23 protein-coding genes are annotated in these 21,592 nt (G+C 47.0%); 12 read left to right on the top strand and 11 right to left on the bottom strand.

Annotated elements, in window-relative coordinates; genetic code table 11:
- Nucleotides 1–41: 41 nt before the first annotated feature.
- The 4 genes from ICN46_RS03870 to ICN46_RS03885 all read right to left on the bottom strand — a co-directional run bounded on the left by ICN46_RS03870 (nt 42) and on the right by ICN46_RS03885 (nt 2,986).
- Nucleotides 42–1,028: a beta-ketoacyl-ACP synthase III gene (locus ICN46_RS03870; protein ID WP_216204763.1), complete on the bottom strand. Its 987-nt coding sequence runs from the start codon at nt 1,026–1,028 to the stop codon at nt 42–44.
- Nucleotides 1,028–2,038, bottom strand: a complete 1,011-nt coding sequence (gene plsX, locus ICN46_RS03875; protein WP_216204765.1) for a phosphate acyltransferase PlsX — start codon at nt 2,036–2,038, stop codon at nt 1,028–1,030. The genes ICN46_RS03870 and plsX overlap by 1 nt, the downstream gene beginning before the upstream one ends.
- 84 nt (nt 2,039–2,122) lie before the next feature.
- Nucleotides 2,123–2,302 (bottom strand): 50S ribosomal protein L32, encoded by a 180-nt coding sequence (gene rpmF, locus ICN46_RS03880; protein WP_011902241.1) that lies wholly within the window; start codon nt 2,300–2,302, stop codon nt 2,123–2,125.
- A 102-nt stretch (nt 2,303–2,404) separates the two neighbouring features.
- Nucleotides 2,405–2,986 (bottom strand): YceD family protein, encoded by a 582-nt coding sequence (locus ICN46_RS03885; protein ID WP_216204768.1) that lies wholly within the window; start codon nt 2,984–2,986, stop codon nt 2,405–2,407.
- A gap of 43 nt (nt 2,987–3,029) precedes the next feature.
- Here ICN46_RS03885 and ICN46_RS03890 point away from each other — a divergent pair, with 43 nt between their 5' ends.
- Together ICN46_RS03890 and ICN46_RS03895 are read left to right on the top strand one after the other, a co-directional pair.
- A complete protein-coding gene (locus ICN46_RS03890; protein WP_216204771.1) occupies nt 3,030–3,644 on the top strand; it encodes a Maf family nucleotide pyrophosphatase in 615 nt (204 codons plus the stop codon).
- Between the two features lie 12 nt (nt 3,645–3,656).
- Nucleotides 3,657–4,430: an SAM-dependent methyltransferase gene (locus ICN46_RS03895; RefSeq protein ID WP_216204774.1), complete on the top strand. Its 774-nt coding sequence runs from the start codon at nt 3,657–3,659 to the stop codon at nt 4,428–4,430.
- Between the two features lie 30 nt (nt 4,431–4,460).
- On the opposite strand, the gene ICN46_RS03900 is transcribed toward ICN46_RS03895, so the two are convergent.
- The 3 genes from ICN46_RS03900 to ICN46_RS03910 are packed head-to-tail and all read right to left on the bottom strand — an operon-like array spanning nt 4,461 to nt 7,178.
- A complete protein-coding gene (locus tag ICN46_RS03900) occupies nt 4,461–5,420 on the bottom strand; it encodes a S49 family peptidase (protein WP_216204778.1) in 960 nt (319 codons plus the stop codon).
- A gap of 38 nt (nt 5,421–5,458) precedes the next feature.
- Nucleotides 5,459–6,139 carry an HAD-IA family hydrolase gene (locus ICN46_RS03905; RefSeq protein WP_216205437.1) on the bottom strand — a complete coding sequence of 227 codons (681 nt, stop codon included), beginning with the start codon at nt 6,137–6,139 and terminating at the stop codon, nt 5,459–5,461.
- Nucleotides 6,140–6,158: 19 nt separating this feature from the next.
- The gene (locus tag ICN46_RS03910) at nt 6,159–7,178 is read right to left on the bottom strand and encodes an RluA family pseudouridine synthase (protein WP_216204781.1); all 1,020 of its coding nucleotides are present in this window, start codon (nt 7,176–7,178) and stop codon (nt 6,159–6,161) included.
- A 453-nt stretch (nt 7,179–7,631) separates the two neighbouring features.
- Between ICN46_RS03910 and ICN46_RS03915 the strand changes: the two genes are divergently transcribed.
- From ICN46_RS03915 to ICN46_RS03935, 5 genes are all read left to right on the top strand, one after another.
- Nucleotides 7,632–10,250, top strand: a complete 2,619-nt coding sequence (locus ICN46_RS03915) for an Rne/Rng family ribonuclease (protein ID WP_216204784.1) — start codon at nt 7,632–7,634, stop codon at nt 10,248–10,250.
- Between the two features lie 83 nt (nt 10,251–10,333).
- Nucleotides 10,334–11,449 (top strand): GTP 3',8-cyclase MoaA, encoded by a 1,116-nt coding sequence (gene moaA / locus ICN46_RS03920; protein ID WP_216204787.1) that lies wholly within the window; start codon nt 10,334–10,336, stop codon nt 11,447–11,449.
- Complete coding sequence (gene mobA, locus ICN46_RS03925; protein WP_216204790.1) at nt 11,449–12,054, top strand: molybdenum cofactor guanylyltransferase MobA; 606 nt, start codon at nt 11,449–11,451, stop codon at nt 12,052–12,054. The genes moaA and mobA overlap by 1 nt, the downstream gene beginning before the upstream one ends.
- A complete protein-coding gene (gene moeA, locus ICN46_RS03930) occupies nt 12,051–13,367 on the top strand; it encodes a molybdopterin molybdotransferase MoeA (protein ID WP_216204793.1) in 1,317 nt (438 codons plus the stop codon). The genes mobA and moeA overlap by 4 nt, the downstream gene beginning before the upstream one ends.
- 11 nt (nt 13,368–13,378) lie before the next feature.
- Nucleotides 13,379–13,672, top strand: coding sequence for a hypothetical protein (locus ICN46_RS03935; RefSeq protein ID WP_216204795.1), 294 nt, complete (start codon nt 13,379–13,381; stop codon nt 13,670–13,672).
- A gap of 15 nt (nt 13,673–13,687) precedes the next feature.
- On the opposite strand, the gene ICN46_RS03940 is transcribed toward ICN46_RS03935, so the two are convergent.
- Nucleotides 13,688–14,674: a 2-hydroxyacid dehydrogenase gene (locus tag ICN46_RS03940; RefSeq protein WP_216204798.1), complete on the bottom strand. Its 987-nt coding sequence runs from the start codon at nt 14,672–14,674 to the stop codon at nt 13,688–13,690.
- Between the two features lie 150 nt (nt 14,675–14,824).
- Between ICN46_RS03940 and fdxA the strand changes: the two genes are divergently transcribed.
- Genes fdxA through ICN46_RS03960 form a run of 4 tightly spaced genes read left to right on the top strand, consistent with a single transcriptional unit; the run spans nt 14,825 to nt 17,567 of the window.
- Nucleotides 14,825–15,148 (top strand): ferredoxin FdxA, encoded by a 324-nt coding sequence (gene fdxA / locus ICN46_RS03945; protein WP_216204801.1) that lies wholly within the window; start codon nt 14,825–14,827, stop codon nt 15,146–15,148.
- A gap of 35 nt (nt 15,149–15,183) precedes the next feature.
- Complete coding sequence (locus ICN46_RS03950) at nt 15,184–16,230, top strand: NAD(P)/FAD-dependent oxidoreductase (RefSeq protein ID WP_216205440.1); 1,047 nt, start codon at nt 15,184–15,186, stop codon at nt 16,228–16,230.
- 37 nt (nt 16,231–16,267) lie between these two features.
- A complete protein-coding gene (locus ICN46_RS03955; protein ID WP_216204804.1) occupies nt 16,268–17,062 on the top strand; it encodes a thymidylate synthase in 795 nt (264 codons plus the stop codon).
- Between the two features lie 16 nt (nt 17,063–17,078).
- Entirely contained in the window at nt 17,079–17,567 is a 489-nt protein-coding gene (locus tag ICN46_RS03960) for a dihydrofolate reductase (RefSeq protein ID WP_216204807.1), read from the top strand.
- 67 nt (nt 17,568–17,634) lie between these two features.
- Here the strand turns inward: ICN46_RS03960 and ICN46_RS03965 are convergent, their stop codons facing one another.
- Both ICN46_RS03965 and pmbA read right to left on the bottom strand, forming a co-directional pair.
- On the bottom strand, nt 17,635–18,717 hold the full coding sequence (locus ICN46_RS03965; protein WP_216204810.1) for a TRAP transporter substrate-binding protein: 1,083 nt from the start codon (nt 18,715–18,717) through the stop codon (nt 17,635–17,637).
- Between the two features lie 62 nt (nt 18,718–18,779).
- Nucleotides 18,780–20,126, bottom strand: a complete 1,347-nt coding sequence (gene pmbA, locus ICN46_RS03970; protein ID WP_216204813.1) for a metalloprotease PmbA — start codon at nt 20,124–20,126, stop codon at nt 18,780–18,782.
- 26 nt (nt 20,127–20,152) lie between these two features.
- On the opposite strand from pmbA, the gene mog reads away from it, so the two are divergent.
- On the top strand, nt 20,153–20,776 hold the full coding sequence (mog, locus tag ICN46_RS03975; protein WP_216204816.1) for a molybdopterin adenylyltransferase: 624 nt from the start codon (nt 20,153–20,155) through the stop codon (nt 20,774–20,776).
- A gap of 41 nt (nt 20,777–20,817) precedes the next feature.
- Here the strand turns inward: mog and orn are convergent, their stop codons facing one another.
- Nucleotides 20,818–21,402, bottom strand: coding sequence for an oligoribonuclease (orn, locus tag ICN46_RS03980; RefSeq protein ID WP_216205443.1), 585 nt, complete (start codon nt 21,400–21,402; stop codon nt 20,818–20,820).
- Nucleotides 21,403–21,592: the final 190 nt, after the last annotated feature.

Raw genomic sequence — 21,592 nt, forward strand, 5'->3', positions numbered from 1 at the left:
AATAAGTTTATTTGTAAGTTATTAAATAATGGATCAATTGCTTAATATTTGAGAGCAACAGCACCCCAAGCAAAACCGCCACCAACCCCCTCTAGCAGGAGATGCTGACCGCGCTTAATTTGACCAGAACGAATACCGACATCCAAAGCTAGCGGAATTGATGCGGCAGAAGTATTGCCGTGCTCATGAACGGTAACAATAACTTTATCCATTGGCATACCCATCTTGCGGGCAGTGCCCTCCATGATGCGGATATTAGCTTGATGAGGCACCAACCAATCAATTTGCTCCGGCTTGAGATTGGCCTTTGCCAAAGCCTCATGGGCAACTTGTTCCAATACTTTCACAGCCAACTTAAAAACTGCTTGGCCATCCATCGTCATAAAGGGAGAGCCTTGAACCCCACCATTGCCAGCGCGCCCAGGCACACACAAAATATCGCGCTGACTGCCATCTGCATGCAATGCAGTCGAAAGAATGCCAGGCTCATTTGAAGCCTCAAGCACCACGGCACCAGCGCCATCGCCAAATAAAACACATGTAGTGCGATCTTGAAAATCTAAAATACGCGAGAACGTTTCAGCACCTAGCACCAATACTTTCTTATAGGTACCAGTGCGTATAAATGCATCAGCAATCGCCAAGGCATAAGTAAAGCCTGCGCATACAGCTTGCACATCAAAGGCTGCACAAGAAGTATGAGCGCCCAACTTATCTTGAACAACACAAGCCGTACTTGGAAAACCGCCCAAATGATCCGGCGTTGAGGTTGCAAGAACGATGAGATCCAAATCTTCAGAAGTAATGTTGGCACTAGTCAGGGCGGCTTGTGCAGCCTTCAGCGCCAAATCACTCGTGAGCTCATTTTCAGCAGCAAAATGACGTGCAGAAATACCGCTGCGAGTGCTAATCCACTCATCACTAGTTTCCAGACCTGTTTTTGCTAGGCGCTCAACCAAATCTTGGTTGCTTAAGCGTAGCTCTGGCAGATAGCTACCAGTTCCAGCAATTCTTGAATAGGTACTCATTACTTTGTCTCCGCCACAAATGCTTCGGCAATTCGCTCAACCATACGATTTTTCGCAGCTTCATAAGCACGATCCAAAGCAAAGCCAAAAGCAAAACGGTCAGCTGAGCCATGGCTCTTAATCACGCAACCACGCAGACCTAACAATACAGCACCGTTATAGCGACGATGATCAACGCGCTTGCGTACCCTTAATAAAGGCACCATTGCACCAACTGCCATTAATTTTGTAAACCAAGAGCGATTAAATTCTTGGCGGATTAAACCGCTCATCATTTTTGCTAAACCTTCACTGGCCTTTAAAACAACATTTCCAACAAAACCATCGCACACCACAATATCTGTCGTGCCCTTAAAAATGTCATTACCTTCAACATTGCCATAAAAGTTTAATTTACTAGCGCGCAAAAGTTCGCCGGCCTGCTTCACAACCTCATTGCCTTTAATCACCTCTTCACCAATGTTCAGAAGGCCAATGGAGGGGTGTGGTTTTCCATCTACTACCTGCACCATCACATTTGCCATATGCGCGAATTGCAATAAATGCATAGGCTCACAATCAGCATTGGCACCCAAATCCAGCATAGTGGTGCCAAGCCCTAGTTCATTTGGGATAGCAGTAGCAATCGCAGGGCGATCAACACCATCCAGTGTTTTTAAGATGTAGCGTGAAATTGCCATTAATGCGCCAGTATTGCCAGACGAGATGATGGCATCAGCCATACCTTCCTTGACTTGCTCAATTGCCACACGCATTGATGAATCTTTTTTGCGACGCAAAGCAATTTCGATAGGATCGTCCATGAGCACCACTTCACTGGCGGCAATGATCTGGATGCGCTCCATTGGCGCTTTAGGAAATTTATTTAAGGCTTGCTTGAGCACATCTAAATCACCAACCAAGACTATCTTTACGTCGGTGTGTTTTTCGAGGAAATCGCAGCAAGCAGGGACAGTAACGACCACTCCATGATCTCCGCCCATGGCATCGATAGCAAGAGTGACGCTCATAAAATCGTTAGCTGCTGCAAGTAGGTTTTTCCAAGAAAAAAGCGGCTTTTTGTGGAGCCGCTTCTATCTGTTTAGACTAAAAAATTAGTCGTTTTTGGTTTTAACTACTTTACGACCACGATAGTAGCCGTTTGGTGAAATGTGGTGGCGCAAATGAGCCTCACCAGTTGTGGCTTCAACAGCCGTAGCGGGTGCGGTCAAAAAGTCGTGCGCACGATGCATGCCACGTTTGGAAGGTGATTTTTTATTCTGTTGGACGGCCATATTGAACTCCTAAGCAAGGCGATATTCTAACATGGAAAAGGTGCTAAATGCTTGATTTACTGACAAAGTAAATCTCAGGCAAGTCTTGTACCCTCCCCCGCCTCAAGAGTTTTTCTTGATATTTTTCAATATGTTAAAGGGGTTTTCACGATTTTCAAGTGCTTCAGATGCACCTGTATCAGCCCCAAAAGAAGAGGCGTGAGCCTCACAACCCCCCTCAGAATGCTTTGGAATTAAGGGCAAAGACAACAAAATCTCATCTTCTATAGTTTCTAGGACATCAAAATGCTGGCTAACCACTAGGGGCTCTTGCTGATCATCCTCTAACGGAAAGGTGTCCGCCTCATCCTCGGACTGCACCAAGGCAAAGCGCCGACTCTCCAATAGCTCAATGGGGCAATCCTTTAGGCAACGCTGGCAAACCAAGTGGATTCGCCCTTTTAAATCCAAATTCATAAACTGAAGGGGCTCAGACCCTGGAGAATCCTCAAAATAAGTCTCCACTTTCCAATGAAAGCCGTCTTCAGCTTCTACCGTAGAAGCTTCTTCAGCCACTCTTGGCAGCTCCCGGATACCCAAAAATCCATGCCCGCCGTAGGCTTGATGCGCACAAAGATCGACCTTACGCAGACTGCCAGCATCAGAAGTGAGTTCAACTTGAGGTAAAACATGATTACGATTCATAGCATCAGTCTAAATGAAGGCAATAGTGAAAGTACATGTGGCAATGAGTAATCCATCCAATCCAAGTCTTATTCTCGCTTCAACCTCGGTGTATCGCCGTGAACTTCTCGAGCGTCTAGGGCTATCGTTTACCGTGATCTCACCCCAGGTAGACGAAACCCCTCTCCCAGGAGAAAGTACGCTGGAATTAGCGTTACGCCTAGCTCGAGCTAAAGCGGCAGCAGTTGCCAAAGAACATTCCAACACTTGGGTCATTGGTTCGGATCAAGTGGCTGACTTATGCGGGGCAGCAATTGGCAAGCCGGGTAATTTTGAGAGGGCTATGGCACAGCTACAGTTAATGCGCGGATCAACGGTCACCTTTCATACCGCATTGTGCTTAATGAAGGGGGGTACAGAAACTACCTTATCCGTTCCCACAGAAGTGACCTTTCGAAACCTGTCTGATGAAGTTTTAGAGTCTTACCTTCTGGCGGAAGAGCCTTATGATTGCGCAGGTAGCGCAAAATCTGAGGGCATGGGAATCGTCTTGCTAGAAAGCATCAAAAGCAATGATCCAACTGCGTTAATTGGCTTACCCCTTATTGCTTTAACTGGATTACTTCGCGACGCAGGATTTATGATCCCGCCGAAAAAATCCCCCCTCGAAAATACTTAAGACAAGCGGCTAATGAATTCAAAGCTAGGTACCCTTTTTTTAATTCCCAACACTTTGGGTGATCATGCTCGTGAAGAACAACTGGCTTGGGTTCTGCCAAGCGAAACGATCACACAAACAGCAAAACTAAAACACTGGATTGTGGAAGACGCCAAAACCGCGCGCGCTTTTCTAAAAGCGATTGATAGTGTTTCCCCATTGATTTGCACGATTCAAGAAATGCAGATGAATGAATGGCGCGGTGCCGCTCGAAATGCCAAGTACGGCGCTACCATTAAACCCGCTGATTTATTGAAACCACTGTTGGCAGGAAATGATGTTGGCTTAATGTCGGAGGCGGGTGTACCGGGCGTAGCAGATCCAGGCGCTGAATTAGTCTTGGCCGCGCATCAGCTCGGCGCGAAAGTAAAGCCACTGGTGGGGCCTAGCTCTATTTTGCTAGGCCTTATGGCAAGTGGCTTAAATGGTCAGCGCTTTGCATTTCAAGGCTATTTGCCGCATGAGACTCATGAGCGGAGCGCACGACTCAAGCAACTAGAAACAGAGTCTAAAAAATTACAGCAAACTCAGATCTGGATTGAGACACCCTATCGCAATGCCGCAATGGTGATGGCTTGCTTAACTTCTTTAGCCCCCCACTCCTTGCTTTGCCTTGGCATGGATCTTAGCCTGTCATCAGAAATGATTCTGACATTAAGTATTGGCGAATGGCGCAAGCGCTACCCTAATGAGGCCGCTTGCGCAACCCTGCAAAACCGACCAGCAGTATTTTTATTACTAGCTTAGGTTTGCTATAAATCTTTTGTACTTTTTTTCTTATTTTAAATCAGGGCTTTTAATCAAAGCTTTACCGGCAGCAGAACCCGCTTCAGCTCCAAAGCGCTTTGCGACCCGCTCAGCAAAATTTTCTTTGACGGTGTAATCCAAAATATCAGGCGCCTTAAAGATATCGCGTGCCACTGAGTCAACCGTACCGAAGCCGTCAGCTAAGCCAATTTTGACCGCTTGCTCGCCACTCCAGACGCGCCCTGAAAATAAATCGGGATTATCTTTTAAGCGCTCACCGCGCCCTTCCTTTACAACGGTAATAAATTGCTGATGAATTTCAGCGAGCATGCCTTTAATCATTTCCACCTGCTTGGGATTCTCTTTGCTAAATGGATCCATCATGCCCTTATTAGAGCCCGCAGTAATCATACGACGTGTTACCCCTAATTTATCCATCAAACCTGTGAAGCCAAAGCCCTCCATGATCACACCAATAGAGCCAACTAAACTCGCTTTATCGACTAGGATTTGATCTCCAGCAACAGCAACGTAGTAGCCACCAGATGCGCAAATATCTTCCACCACAACATAGAATGGTTTAGTTGGATAAAGCTTGCGCAAACGATGAATCTCGTCATTCATCATGCCCGCTTGTACTGGTGATCCGCCAGGGCTATTAATTCGCAAAATTACACCGGCGCTATTCTCGCTCTCAAAGGCAGCCAGCAAAGATGCGTTGATGTCTGAAGCATTAGCCATTGAGCTAGAAGAAATCTCGCCTTCAAGACTTACCAAAGCCGTATGCTTTTCTACACCCATACCCCGACCCGGTAGATGAATATCAAATACCGCTAACACTATGGCAATCATGACTAACAATGTCAGGATTCTGAAGACCGCTTTCCAGCAACGCGCCTTACGGGTCTCCTTTAGATTCTCCAAGAGCAAATGCTCAAGCGCTTGACGCTCCCAAGGTTGATTGGCATTTTCGTTTTGATTGCGGTCCATCTTTTACAACTCCTTATTCTTGCAAACGTGCATCACACTTACACGGTTAAATTTTCTTTTAGCCATTGATCTAGTTGCCGAACACTATCAACATGTATTAATGATTTTGAAGTTTTTAAAGTATCAGGTGGATGAGCACCATAAGTCACTGCGACAGCATCCACGCCAGCATTTGAGGCCATATCCAAGTCATGCGTTGTGTCTCCAATCATCAGCATGCGGCGGACCGGCACTTGAGTGGCATCCGATAACTCTAGCAACATCCCAGGATGAGGTTTTGAGAACGACTCATCTGCAGTTCGGGTTTCATGAAACAAATGCCCAATGTCGTGAAAGCCCAATGAACGATCAAGGCCAACCCGAGATTTACCAGTAGCAACCCCTAGCAGATAGCCATCGGCACGCAAACCCTCTAGCAACTCACGAATGCCAGAGAACAGATGTAACTCGTGATCCTTTGCCAAATAGTGATAGCGAAAGCGTTCCGTCAATTTGGGGAAATGGGCTGGCTCAATCCAGGGGACTGCTCTTCGCAATGAATCATGAATACCCAAACCAATCACCGAACTCGCCAAAGAATCATCCGGCTCCTTCAGACCCAAATCCCGACACCCCTGTTGGATGCAATAGACGATAGTTGGCGTGGAATCCATGATGGTCCCATCCCAATCCCACACCACTAAGTCATAACGTCTATCGAGTTTCTTAACTTCGGTCATCTTTACTAAAGTTACCTTTTCAATCGGCACTTCGAACTTCAAAAGTTTTCATCATGGCCTCGAACTCAGGAGGTAATGGGGATTCAATCCGCATCTTCTCACCAGTACGGGGATGAGTAAACCCAGCCAAGTGGGCATGAAGGTAGAGTCTTTTAGGTTTCATTAACTTATCACGCTCCTCAAAGCCATACTTATCGTCACCCAAAATCGAATGCCCAAGTTTTTGCAGATGAACACGAATTTGGTGCGTACGCCCCGTTTTCAATTGGGCTTCAGCCAAAGTAATTGAGGCCTCCCCTCGCTGCATTACCTTAATGACACGCAAGGCGGTATGGCTAGGCAAGCCATCAGGATCAACACGCACTCGGCGCTCGCCATTGGCTAATAAATACTTATGCAGCGGAAATTTCAACTGCATAACTCCAGCACCTTGCTCGATCTCGCCATGAGCCAGTAAGAAGTAACGCTTATCCGTTTGACCCTCCCGAATTTGGCGATGCATCTCTACCAAGGCACTCCGCTTCTTCGCTAGCAATAAAACTCCAGAGGTATCTCGGTCTAGGCGATGGACCAACTCCAAAAAATGCAATTCTGGACGGGTAATCCGCAAAGTCTCAATGACACCTAAAGCAATCCCAGAACCCCCATGGACAGCCAATCCAGAGGGCTTATTCACAATCAACAGTGCCTCATCCTCAAACAGGATGGGCATTTTGTCCGAATAGCCTTGAGCGCGAGATTTTGTTTGGGCACTATTGACTGCTGCCATCTGAGCGGGTTCTGCCAAACGAACGGGCGGTAATCTCACAACATCACCTTCAATTAAGCGAGTGGTTGGCTCAGCCCGCTTCTTATTAACCCGCACCTCGCCAGACCGAATAATGCGGTAAACATGGCTTTTGGGTACACCTTTTGCCCAACGCAGCAGATAGTTATCTAGGCGCTGACCAGCCTCTTCCGGACCGATAGTTTGCAGAAGAACCGTTGCAGGAGTAGCGGTTTTAGGGTTTTCAGGCTTGGGAATGGATTCGGATTTCATGATTTATCTCTCTCGCCACCTCGGCGAGGGACTCAACAATACCCCATTGTCATTCAACTTGTGCCGTATAATCAACGCTCTAGCCAATTTATTGGCTTGATCCCTACCTGAAGTCAGGTTTGAATCGTGGAGCTTGGAGTCGCCCTTTAATAGACTCTCGGGGTCGCCCCTCCCCCGTTGTAATGAGGCGCAGGGTTGGTGTGCCGTATGCCGCGACCCGCGATTAGAAGACAGTTTTCAGGCGCGCGCCTGCATTGATGACCTAAAGGAGGTCTCTGCGGCGATCGTCAAGTGTGGCACTGATTAAGCCAAGGCTCAATCTGGTGTACTAGGCAAGATATGCCTAGATTTGTTTGATCCACACTCATAAAGCCACTGGTGGGCTACGCCCCAAGTGCTTAAACTGCCCCTAACGCACCGCCGCAGCGACGCCCTCCCCCATAGGAGAGTGTTATGAAACGCATGTTATTTAATGCAACTCAACAAGAAGAGTTGCGAGTTGCCATCGTCGATGGTCAAAAACTTATTGATATTGATATCGAAGCTGCCGGTCGCGAACAACGCAAAGGCAATATTTACAAAGGGGTAATTACTCGCATCGAGCCGTCGCTAGAAGCGTGCTTTGTAAATTACGGCGAAGAGCGCCATGGCTTCCTGCCATTTAAAGAAGTTGCCCGAACCTACTTTAAAGAGGGTATCGACGTCCGCAATGCTTCCATCAAAGAAGCTCTGCGCGAAGGTCAAGAAATCATTGTTCAGGTAGAAAAAGAAGAGCGTGGCCAAAAAGGTGCAGCTTTAACTTCTTTTGTTTCCCTGGCTGGCCGTTATTTGGTTTTAATGCCCAATAATCCACGTGGGGGCGGCGTATCCCGTCGTATTGAAGGCGAAGACCGTCAAGAACTCCGCGATGCAATGTCCCAGTTAGATATACCAGATGGTATGAGCATCATTGCGCGTACCGCTGGTATTGGTCGTGACGCCACCGAGTTACAGTGGGATTTAAGCTACCTCATGCAGTTATGGGGCGCCATTGATGAAGCCGCTAAAGGCAACTCAGCACCTCTATTAATTTACCTCGAGTCCAGCTTGGTTATTCGTGCAATACGCGATTACTTCCAGCCTGACATTGGCGAGATCCTGATTGATACCGATGACATCTATGAGCAAGCTGCTGCATTTATGTCGGTAGTAATGCCGGACAATCTGCCAAGAGTAAAACGCTATCAAGATGACGTGCCCTTGTTCTCTCGCTTTCAAATTGAACATCAAATTGAAACGGCGTACTCACGGACTGTGCCGCTGCCATCTGGGGGAGCGATTGTGATCGACCATACCGAAGCACTGGTATCAGTTGACGTGAACTCTGCGCGCGCAACACGCGGTTCTGATATTGAAGAAACCGCAACCCGCACCAATTTAGAGGCCGCTGATGAAATTGCTCGTCAAGCACGTTTACGTGACTTGGGCGGTTTGATTGTCATCGACTTTATTGATATGGAGTCGAGCAAAGCGCAGAAAGATGTTGAGAATCGCCTACGCGATGCTTTGCGTCATGACCGTGCTCGTGTTCAGATGGGTAAGATCTCCAAATTTGGCTTGATGGAAATGTCACGCCAACGCTTGCGACCTGCTCTCTCCGAGGGTAGCCATGTCACCTGCCCACGTTGTAACGGTACAGGCCATATTCGCGATACCGAATCATCAGCATTGCAAGTCTTGCGCATTATTCAAGAAGAGGCGATGAAAGAAAATACCGCGGCGATTCATACACAGGTACCAGTAGAAGTAGCAGCGTTCCTCCTCAATGAAAAACGTCCTGAAGTCATCAAGATTGAGAGTCGCTTCAAAGTCAATGTCTTAATGATTCCTAATAAGCATTTAGAGACACCGCATTACAAGCTCGAGCGCTTACGCCATGACGACCCTCGTCTTGATGATCAAAAAGCCAGCTACGTGATGGCTGAAGAAGCTGCTCGCGAATTGGAAACTGATACGACCGTTAGTAAAAAAGATGCGGACGTGAAGTCCCGTCCTGAGGCCGCCGTTAAAGGCATTACCCCTAACGCTCCAGCGCCAGTAAGTCAGCCACGTCCACCACGCGGAGAGCCGGCTAAAGTTGAAAGCTCAGGCGGGTTCTTTGGCTTCATCAAAAGTCTCTTCTCTTCATCAACACCAGAAGCAAAGCCTGAACCTGTAGCCCCTCGTGGTCGCAACCAAGGTCGCAATGGTGATCGCAACAACCGGAATGGTAACCGTGGTCGTCGTGGTGAGCGCAATGACCGTAATGGTGAGCGCGCTGAGCGTCCAGCAACAGTTGGTGCTGAAGGTGCTAGCACTGAGGGCGGCAATAATAATCGTGGTCGCAACGGCAATCGTAACGGTAATCGCAATCAAAATGGTCCAAAGCCAGAACGCACAGAAACTCCTCGCAACCAAGCTGTAGCAACACCGGCAACCGACGCGGCTCCAAATGGTGCAACCGCTCCAAGCGCAGATGGTGAAGAGCGTCGTGGTCGTGGTCGCAATCGTCGTGGTCGTGGTCGTGGTCAACGTGAGCGTACAGATGCCAATGGTGATGATGCCATTGCTTCCATAGTTGCAGTAACGACTTCATTCACCGGCCCTCCTGTAGGCATGGCCGGCGCTTCCGCAACGATGCCAACCAAAGACTTAGGTCGTAGTTTTGGTAATCGCCAAGCAGTAGCGAGCGAGCCAAAAGAAAGAGCTGAAAGAGCGCCACGTGGTGATAGAGCTCCACGCGCGCCTCGTCCTTCTCAAGAAACCACTCCAGTGACAGTGGCGACCCCTGCTATTGAAGTGATTGCAAAGCCAATGCCTGAACTTCCAAAAGTTTCGTTTCAGGCACTAGAGGAAACACCTTTGCATAGTGTTGTGCAATCAGCTGGAATGATTTGGGTAGCAACTGACTCAAGCAAACATACGGAAGCGCAAAACCAAATTAAGGCAGAACCCGTAATATCTAATTTAGGTAGAGCACCAAAGCCACCAGCATCCCTCCCGGAAGGCCCAATGGTTTTAGTTGAAACCGGCGGCCAAGAAAAAACGGTCTAAGCTAATTTCTACAAGTTGTCATTTATCTCACAAGGATATTTGGCAACTTGGCAGAAACTACGTTTCACAGCCATAATCACCTTATGGTTGATAAAGTAATCCCTATTCGAATCGATGAAGGCAAAGGCCTTAAGCCATCCATTCCCAAGGATTTGGTTCAAGCACATCCCCATACCAAGGATTTACGTGGGCGCACTCTGCGCGATCTTCGAATTTCGGTGACTGATCGCTGTAACTTCCGTTGCACCTATTGCATGCCAAAGGAAGTATTCGATCAACACTATCCCTATCTCTCGCACAGCGAACTTCTGAGCTTTGAAGAAATTACTCGGCTCAGCTCTATATTTGCAGGCTTAGGCATAGAAAAAATTCGCTTAACCGGTGGTGAACCACTGCTCCGAAAAAATATAGAAGTCCTGATTGGGATGTTAGCAAATGTTCGCACGCCAGCTGGAGATGCCTTAGATCTCACGCTCACAACCAATGGCAGTATTCTGCGCAAGAAAGCCCTGGCGTTAAAAAATGCCGGCTTACATCGCATCACCATCAGTCTTGATGGGCTAAATGATGAGACCTTTAGAAAAATGAATGATGTAGATTTTCCTGTTGCAGATGTTCTCGATGGCATTGCCGCAGCTCAAGAGGCTGGGTTCTCGAACATCAAAGTTAATATGGTCGTTAAGAAAAATATCAATGATCATGAAATCGTAGCAATGGCAAAGCACTTTAAGGGTAGCGGCATTGTTTTGAGATTCATTGAGTTTATGGATGTTGGCAGCTCAAATGGCTGGGACCTCACTCAGGTTCTTCCATCCAAAGAGGTGATCGCCAAAATACATGAAGCATTTCCGCTGGAGCCCATCGGTGCAAATTACTCAGGAGAAGTAGCTCAACGCTGGCGCTATACCGATGGCAGCGGTGAAATCGGTGTGATCTCCAGCGTGACGCAAACCTTCTGTCACGAATGCACGCGTGCGCGCATTTCAACTGATGGACAAATGTATCTCTGCCTTTTTGCCAATGAGGGTTTTGACTTTAAAACCCTCATGCGTTCAGGTAAGTCCGACCTAGAAATTAGCAATGCCCTGATGGCAATCTGGGCCGCTCGCGACGATCATTACTCTGAAATTCGTGGTTCCAATACTGCCAATCCAAATTCCGGTAACCGGAAAGTTGAAATGTCTTATATCGGTGGCTAATGATTTCTGCAAATCAAATTACCGGACTTATTTTGGCTGGCGGCCGTGCTCAGCGGATGGGAGGCATTGATAAGGGCCTGATTCCCTTTCATGGAAATGCCTTGATTGAGTCGGCAATCAACAGACTCAAGAATCAAGTTGGGCATATTCTCATCAATGCAAATCGCAACATCACTCATTATTCTGTCTATGGATACCCAGTTATCCGAGATGAGGCCCCTGACTTTTCGGGACCTTTGGCTGGATTTAGCGCTGGGCTTAAAGCTTGCAAAACACCCTACCTACTAACCGCGCCCTGTGACTCCCCACTCCTCCCGCTCGATTTAGGCTCAAAGCTTGCAGAAGAGCTTGAAAGTGGCAATTACCAATTGGTTTACGCTTCAACAAAAGAATTTAATAGCAAGGTCTGGAAGCAACCGGTCTTCTGTTTAATGCGCAGTGATATCGCCGACTCTTTGGATACATTTCTTCGTAAAGGTGATCTCAAAATTGATCATTGGTTTAATGGTTTACATACTAGTACCGTTATTTTTGAGCATGCCCAGGCCTTTGCAAATGTAAATACTCCAGAAGAGCTTAAGCAGCTAGAAGATCTCATCAAATGAAACTATCTCCTAATAACCCAATACTTTTAAACTCCTCGCTACATGTTGACGAGGCACGCAAAGCTATCTCCGACCTAGTTATTGAGCTCATTGAAGAATCTAAAAAATTAGTTGATCCTAGCAATATTGAACTAGTACCCCTAGATCAAGCAATCAATCGCATTTTGGCCCAAGACTTACTATCCCCCATCGATGTGCCAGCGGCCGATAACTCGGCGATGGATGGCTATGCTTTCAATGGTAATTGCCTTGGGGTTCCCGAAGATAGCGTTTCATTAAAGATCATCGGCACCGCTTACGCAGGAAAACCGTTTACAGGGGAGATTGGTAAAGGGGAATGCCTAAAAATCATGACGGGCGCAGTCATGCCGACTGGTAGTGATACCGTCATTCCGCAAGAGCTAGTGAGTGCCCAATGCGATACATCCATTGAGTTCAAGCGGAACCTACTAAAACCAGGTGAAAACCGTCGCTTGCGTGGAGAAGACCTCCAAAAAGCAAAACCCGCAATTCAATCTGGCAGACTCTTGCGACCCTCCGATCTCGGTTTAGCAGCCTCTCTGGGAGTGCCCGTTCTCAAGGTGTATCGCAAACTCAAAGTCGCCATCCTATCCTCTGGCGATGAGTTGTGCGCTCTAGGGCAAGAATTAGCTGCTGGCGGCATTTACGATAGCAATCGCCATAGCCTCACTGGCTTGTTGAATCGCTTAAATCTCGAAATTATTGATTGTGGCATCGTACGTGATGACCCAGATGCCCTTAAGGAAGCTTTCTGCAATGCTGCAAAGGTTGCGGATGTACTCATTTCTTCTGGCGGCGTCTCTGTTGGCGAAGCAGACTTCACCAAACAAATCATGCAAGAGCTAGGGGATGTGGGTTTTTGGAAGATTGCGATGCGTCCAGGCAGACCGATGGCATTTGGAACGCTCAAGCCCATCACAGGCCAATCAACAGCACGTAGAACCCTATTCTTTGGCTTACCAGGCAACCCTGTTGCTGTCATGGTGACCTTCTATCAATTTGTCCGGGCAGCGCTTCTGCAACTCAATGGCGCCACCCTAACCGCACCCCCAATCACCCAGGCCATTGCAGAATCTGCCATCCGTAAGAAACCTGGTCGAACAGAATTTCAGCGGGCCATTTTGAGGCGCGGCCAGGATGGCAAGCCGGTAGTTAAGCTCACTGGCAGTCAGGGCGCTGGGATTTTGCGCTCGATGAGTGAGGCAAATTGCTTCGTCATCCTCCATCACGACCAAGGAAATGTTACCCCCGGAAACTGGGTAGATGTGGCGCTTTTTGATGGACTGCTTTAATATTGTTCCTCATGAAACTTAGCAAAAAAGAAATTGTCTTTCTCGATCCCATGCATACCGCCAAAACACTTGTTTTGGTTTACCTTTGCTTCTCCGTTCCCATTGTTTTGCTAGCCCTTTTTGTAGCCTTCATTCGAGATGGCGCAATCCCCGGCTTTACAGTACTCTCGGCCCTCATCCTCAATGCCTTGCTTGGTTTTGGTTTGCTGTGGATTGCATGCAAAGTCTACAACTGGGTTGCAGATACCTTTGGCGGCATTGAGATTGCCATTAAAGAGTTGCCTGAAGAAATTGAAACTGAATAGTTTTAATTTCTGTTTTTAAACCTTAAATAATTCCGCATTAATTAAGCTTGGTGGCTTCTTACCATCGAGCGCAGCATGTAAATTTTTAATTGCGAGATCTACCATTGCTCTGCGTGTTTTTTCAGTAGCGCTGGCAATATGCGGTGCGAGAACCACATTACTCAATTTAAGTAATTCTGGGTTGACTGTGGGTTCCCCCTCAAACACATCTAAGCCTGCTGCAAAAATCTTCCTAGTCTTTAGTGCTTGGGCTAAAGCGAAATCATCCACAATACCTCCGCGGGCAATGTTGACCAGGGTTGCAGTGGACTTCATCAAAGCAATTTCTTTTGCACCGATCGTATGGTGGTTTTCAGTAGTGTAAGGTAGCACCAACACCACATGATCCGCGTTTCGAAGCAAATCCTCCTTCGAAACATAGGTAGCGCTACAAGCTTTTTCATCGACCTCCGCTAGGCGACTGCGATTGTGATAGATAACCTTCATGCCGAAACCTAAGGCGCGCTTTGCAATGCCCTGTCCAATGCGCCCCATGCCAATAATGCCTATGGTACTGTGATGCAAATCCATACCCAAAGGATTATTCACTATTGACCATTGATCCCATTTGCCAGCACGAATCCAGTGCTCTGATTCAGTGATGCGGCGAGCAGTCGCCATTAAAAGAGCGAAACCAAAATCAGCGGTGGTGTCCGTCAATACATCTGGCGTATTGGTTGCCATCACACCAGCAGCACTCATTGCCGGGACGTCAAAGTTGTTGTAGCCAACAGAAATGTTTGCAACCACTTTTAAACCCTGTGCGCCAGATAAGGCGCTGGCATCAATTCTTTCGCTGCCAGCCACCAATGCTCCAACAACGCTAGAAAGCTCCTTTTGCAATTCTGCGGGTGTAAAAATTTGATCAGTCTGGTTAGAGCGGACCTCAAAAGACTCTTGCAATTTAGCAAGCGCCTCTGGAAATATCGCTCTGGCAACCAAAATTTTGGGTTTATTGGACATAACTTGGATATTTTCTGAAATTGTCATGCTTGGAACTTTACCTCAACTAAATTGCGGTTTTTGCCTGAAAAATAGGCTAATTCAGCTAAAATTGAGCTTTTATAACTTAGTAGCCCATGAACCTCAAGGGCCCTTAATACAAAAAATATTATGACTTACGTTGTTACCGAATCCTGCATCCGCTGCAAATACACAGACTGCGTTGATGTCTGTCCAGTTGATTGCTTTCGTGAGGGCCCTAATTTTTTAGTGATCGACCCAGATGAGTGCATTGACTGCGCTGTATGCGTTCCTGAGTGTCCAGTCAATGCCATCTATGCAGAAGATGATGTTCCTGGCGACCAACAAGACTTCATCAAGCTGAATGCAGAATTGTCCCCATCTTTTACCTCCATTACCAAATCCAAAGCCGCATTGCCGGATGCTGATGAGTGGAAAGATGTCAAAAACAAGCTTGATCAACTAGCCAAGTAATTCTGAGCCACTCTTAGACACAAGCAAGAGATTGACTGTTGCCACAAACTATTGAAACCGATGCAGTCATCATTGGCGCCGGTCCGGTGGGCCTCTTTCAGATCTTTGAGCTAGGCCTTCTGGAAATTAGGGCGCATGTCATTGATTCACTACCGGTTCCAGGTGGTCAATGTGTAGAGCTTTACCCCGACAAACCCATCTATGACATCCCTGCAATTCCAGTATGCACTGGACAAGAGCTCACCAATAATCTTTTAAAACAAATTGAGCCATTTGACGCACAGTTCCACTTGGGACAAGAAGTTGTTGCCCTCGCAAAGCAGGAAGATGGTCGCCTGAAATTAGAGACTTCTCTTGGCAAAAAATTTATTTCCAAAACTGTTTTCATTGCGGCGGGGGTTGGTGCTTTTCAAGCTCGTACCTTGCGACTAGATGGCATCGACGCTTTTGAAAACAAGCAACTTTTTTATAGTGTCAAAGATCCTGAAAAATTAAAGGGTAAGCGTGTTGTCATTTGCGGCGGTGGAGATTCCGCTCTGGACTGGGCCCTACACCTAGTCGGTAAGGCTAAAAGTGTGACCCTTATTCATCGCCGAGACGACTTCAAAGCCACCCCAAACTCCATCGCGCAAATGCGTGCGCTCTGTACGAGCAACGATATGGAACTCGTCATTGGTCAACCTACTGGGTTTCATGCCTCTAACGATCGGCTTACTGAAATCCAGGTTACCGACATTGACGGCAAGCTTCGCGCAATACCCTTAGATGACTTATTAGTTTTTTTTGGTCTATCTCCAAAGTTAGGGCCGATTGCGGACTGGGGGCTGGAGATTGATCGCAAGCAAATCGTGGTGAATACAGCCACATTTCAAACCAGTATTCCTGGGATTTATGCGGTTGGTGATATCAATACCTATCCCGGGAAAAAGAAGCTGATTTTGTCAGGATTTCATGAAACAGCGCTGGCAGCCTTCGCTGCAGCTGAATATCTACAACCCGAAAAACAAATTCCACTCCAATACACCACTACCTCAACCAAACTTCATAAGGTACTTGGGGTAAAGAGTCCCACATTCGAGTAAGCTCTATCTAAATCCTCTACTTTTAGACATTATTTATATGCACCAATATCACGATCTGATGAAGGAAGTCCTGGCCAAGGGCGTTAAAAAGTCCGATAGAACAGGCACTGGCACGATATCCGTATTTGGACATCAGATGCGCTTTCATTTGGCCGACGGCTTCCCAATGGTCACAACCAAAAAGCTGCACCTCAAATCTATCATTTACGAATTATTGTGGTTTCTCAAGGGGAGCACCGACAATAACTGGCTCAAAGAACGCGGTGTTTCTATTTGGAATGAATGGGCGGCACCCGATGGTGACCTGGGTCCAATCTACGGCTACCAGTGGCGCTCTTGGCCTGCACCCAATGGCCAACATATCGATCAAATCTCTGAGGTCATTGAGACTATCAAAAAGAATCCAGACTCACGCCGCATTATTGTGTCGGCATGGAATGTTGCTGATATTCCACGCATGGCATTGGCGCCTTGCCACGCCTTCTTTCAGTTTTATGTAGCTGATGGAAAACTCTCCTGTCAACTCTACCAACGTAGTGCAGATATTTTCTTAGGCGTGCCCTTTAATATTGCAAGCTATGCACTACTAACCCACATGGTTGCTCAGCAATGCAATCTAGAAGTTGGTGACTTTGTTTGGACTGGTGGCGACTGTCACCTCTATAGCAATCACTTGGAACAAGTAGATCTTCAGCTCTCAAGGGATTTCTACCCATTACCCACACTCAAGATTCTACGCAAACCGGATTCTTTGTTTGATTACGAATTTGAAGACTTTGAGATTGTTGGCTACCAATCTCACCCACACATCAAAGCCCCAGTAGCCATTTAAGAAAATTCAACCCGTTATGACTCAACCAGCCATCTCCATGATTGTTGCGCGCTCACGCAATCACGTAATTGGTCGCGACAATCAAATGCCCTGGAAAATTTCCGCAGATTTGCAATTCTTTAAGCGAGTAACTATGGGGCACCCCGTCATCATGGGTCGCAAGACTTGGGAATCAATTGGACGCCCCCTGCCTGGAAGGCGCAATGTTGTTGTTAGCAGAAATGACAAATTGCAATTAGTGGGCGCCGAAGTTGCTGGGTCTCTAGATGAAGCTCTTAATCGTCTAGTTGAATTTTCCCGCGTTTTTGTCATCGGCGGAGAGCAGCTCTTCACACAAGGTTTTGTTAAGGCTGATCGGCTCTATCTTACGGAGATTGATATCGATATAGATGGCGGGGATACCTTCTTTGAAATACCTAATTCAGAGGAGTGGCAAGAAGTGGAGCGCACTCCAGGGAGCGAAGGGGATATTAGTTTTAACTTTTTAACGCTAGAGCGCAAATAAAACAGTGTGCTTGAAAGCTCAAAGGGCTCCTAGGAGCCCTTTTATTTATCAGCATAAATCCCATCAATCAAAGCTTCTTGCTAAAACTGTATTGGGCAAAGGCCTGCTCTGCCAAGCCAAACCACTGGGCTTCCATATTTCTGAACACGCGGTAGTCATCAAATATCTTTTTAAACTGCAGGTTTTTAGCAGACTCTTCGGCATAAGTTTCTTGTGCAGCCTTAAAACAAGCATCCATTACCGACGTATTAAATTTGCGCAATACTGCACCACTCTGAACTAAACGCTGTAGGGCCGGTGGATTAAGGGCATCGTACTTAGCGCACATATCAGTATGGGCTTCGTAGCAAGCCGCCTCCCAAGCTGCCTGATAAGAAGGTGGTAACTCATCCCACTTTTTCTTATTCACAAGAAACGAGAGTGCAGCACTACCCTCCCACCAGGCTGGGTAATAATAATTTTTTGCCACTTTAGCCAAGCCCAATTTTTCATCGTCATATGGGCCAACAAATTCAGCTGCGTCAATCGTACCCTTTTCAAGAGCGGAGTAAATTTCTCCGGCTGGTAACTGTTGGGGCACTACACCAAGCTTAGATAACACCTGACCAGCAAAACCAGCGATCCGAAATTTCAAGCCTTTTAAGTCCTCAGGGGATTTGATTTCTTTCCGAAACCACCCTCCCATTTGAGTGCCGGTCTGACCACCAAGAAAGTTCACTAAGTTATAGCTTCCATATAACTCACGCATCAACTTCATGCCATTGCCATGTAGCATCCAAGCTGTTTGTTGACGAGCGGTCATTCCAAAAGGTGCTGCAGTATCAAAAATAAAGGCGCTATTTTTACCGAGATAATAGTAACTCGCTGTATGCCCACATTCAACGGTACCATTTTGCACAGCATCCAATACTTGCAGTGCGGGCACCACCTCACCAGCAGCAAACACTTTGACATTAAATTTGCCATCCGTAGCTTTACGCAAGGCATTAGCGAAAACTTCTGGTGTGCCATATAAGGTATCTAAAGACTTGGGGAAGCTCGAAACTAAACGCCAATTCAAGGTGGGCAAACCTTGCGCAAGCGCAGGGCTCGCTAGAGCGGCAGTACCCGCTCCTACGGCAGCTCTTTTTAAAAAGGAACGTCTTTGCATAGTGATCTCCATTAATTTTTCTAATGCAGTGTAAAAAGTATATCCATCTCCAATCAATAAACTTATTTACCGCCTATAGTCATAGACCGAATAAGGATGGAACCAGTTTCTTTGGTACCTCTGATCAAAGTATCGTCGCCAATCAACTCAATATCGAGTAGCATGTCTCGCAAATTACCAGCAATCGTAATGCCCTCGACCGGGTACTGAATCTCGCCGTTTTCTACCCAGTAGCCAAAAGCACCGCGCGAGTAATCCCCAGTGACATAGTTCACGCCCTGCCCCATTAATTCAGTTACCAATAATCCTGTGCCCATTTGCTTCAACAGACCAAGCAACCCTCCTGTGGGAGTTTTACTGCTATGCAGCATCAGATGATGTGAACCGCCAGCATTGCCTGTAGTTTTCATGCCTAGTTTGCGAGCGGAATAGGTTGATAAAAAATAACCCTCCAGAACTCCTTTATTCACAACAGTGCGCGCCGCAGTTTTCACACCCTCTTCATCAAAAGGTGCACTACCTGTCATTGACTTCATGTGGGGATTCTCAAACAAACTTACGTGCTTGGGCAATACTTGCTTGCCCAAGCTATCTAGTAAGAAGCTCGAACGACGATACAGGGCTCCACCAGATACCGCCTGTACCAATCCGCCCACCAACCCCGCCGCCAAGGGCGCCTCGAAAATAACAGGACAACGCTGCGTTTTAATTGAGCGCGCCTTTAAACGCGATAACGCCCGCTGTGCCGCATACCTTCCAATCGACGCAGGATCAGCCAATGCTTCAGGAATGCGAGAGCTTGAATACCAATCATCACGTTGCATTGCAGATTTTTTTCCGCCCTCGCTTGCAATCGGGGCACAAGAAATATAGTGCCTTGAAAAGGGATAGCCGCCCATAAAACCATGGCTCGTTCCCATCATGAAGTGTGCATGATGAGCCGATACAGAAGCGCCATCGCTATTGTTGATTTGCCTACTAACGGCAAATGCCGCACCTTCAGCAGCCCGTGCAATTTCAACTGCTTGCTCCGACTCCAATAACCATGGATGAAACAAATCTAAATCTAATGGATTCTTTTCTAGAAGCTCTGCCTCCGCAGGACTCGCGCAATCGTCTTCGGCTGTATGTTGGGCGATATGATAAGCAGCCTCTACCGCAGCCTTTAATGAATGTTTAGAAAAATCGCTGGTACTAGCATTGCCGCGACGATGCCCCAAAAAGACCGTTACACCAACCTGTTTATCTAAACTTTGCTCAATGGTCTCAACCTCCCCTTTGCGAACGGTTACGGATAAGCCCTGCCCCTCTGAAATCTCCGCAATAGCATCAGATGCCCCTCGCTTTCGGGCCTCAGATAGCATGAAGTCAATAATTTCGGTGAACTGGTGTGATGTGTATGTAAACATATCCTAATAATAGCTAGAATAGAAGCATGAAGCATACCGAAGCTTGGAAACGCAATACTCCAAATGAAATCAAAATTGGTCTAATCTCGATCTCAGACCGAGCCAGCAAGGGCGTCTATAGTGATGAGGGCATTCCAAGCCTACAGCGCTGGTTAATGGGTGCTATTAGCACGCCATACCTCTTCCATGAACGCCTCATAGCTGACGAGCATGAAGTCATTGCCGAGACTATTGTGGAGCTCGTTGATGAAATGGGCTGTGACTTGGTACTCACTACGGGCGGCACCGGCCCATCTCGCCGAGATGTCACCCCCGAAGCCACTCTGGATGCCGGAACACGAGAGTTACCCGGCTTTGGTGAGCAAATGCGCCAAATTAGCCTTCATTTTGTGCCGACAGCTATTTTGTCACGCCAAACCGCCGTACTACGCGAAATTGAAGGGCATGCCGCCCTGGTTATTAACTTGCCGGGACAACCAAAAGCGATTGCCCAGACCCTTGAGGGGCTGAAGGATGAAGATGGTAAGTCCATTGTTCCTGGTATTTTCGCCGCCGTACCCTACTGTCTTGATCTGATTGGCGGACCTTACATCGAAACCAATGAATCCATCATTAAAGCCTTTAGACCAAAAAGCGCCCTCAAAAAATAAATAAGGCCCACATAGCGGGCCTTATGCAGTACCAAGCCTATTTACGGCAAGGGAGCGATGAATTTTTCTCGATAATACTTTAGCTCTTCAATAGATTCTTCGATATCAGCGAGTGCTGTATGGGCCTGTTTCTTTGTAAAGCCTTTGAGCAATTCTGGATGCCAGCGCTTGCATAATTCCTTCAAAGTGGAAACATCGACATTCCGATAATGAAAGTAGGCCTCTAATTTAGGCATGTACTTGGCCATAAAACGACGATCTTGTCCAATCGTATTGCCGCACATTGGGGAGACGCCAGCCTTCACATACTGCTTCAAAAAAGCAATACATTCAGCCTCAACAGCAGCTTCATCCTGTTTGGCGGCTTTTACTTTATCAATCAAACCGGAGCGCCCATGAGTGCCCTTATTCCAAGCATCCATGGCATCGAGCACAGCGTCCTCTTGGTGTACTACCCAAACGGGGGCGGTGGCAATGGTATTAAGATGCCCGTCCGTCACAATCATTGCAATCTCAAGGATGCGCTCAGATTCAGGATTTAAGCCTGACATCTCCATGTCAAGCCAAACCAGGTACTCATTGGCTGGAGCCGGCTTTGTTATCGGTGAATCAATTTGTTCGCTCATATTAAAAGGCATTTTATGCTCTAAAAGAGTCCGCCAGCAAAAAAGGAAGGCGCAAGCTTAGCAAACATGTACGCACATGCTTTAGGTTCGCTTAAACCCAGCCAATTTAAAGGAAAGTATTTGATTTTATTTCCATGTGTAAGATAGCAAATAATGAATATTTCTAATCTTTATTTCTCAATACGCTAGG

This window comes from Polynucleobacter sp. Latsch14-2 (genome assembly GCF_018881925.1).
Lineage (GTDB): Bacteria > Pseudomonadota > Gammaproteobacteria > Burkholderiales > Burkholderiaceae > Polynucleobacter.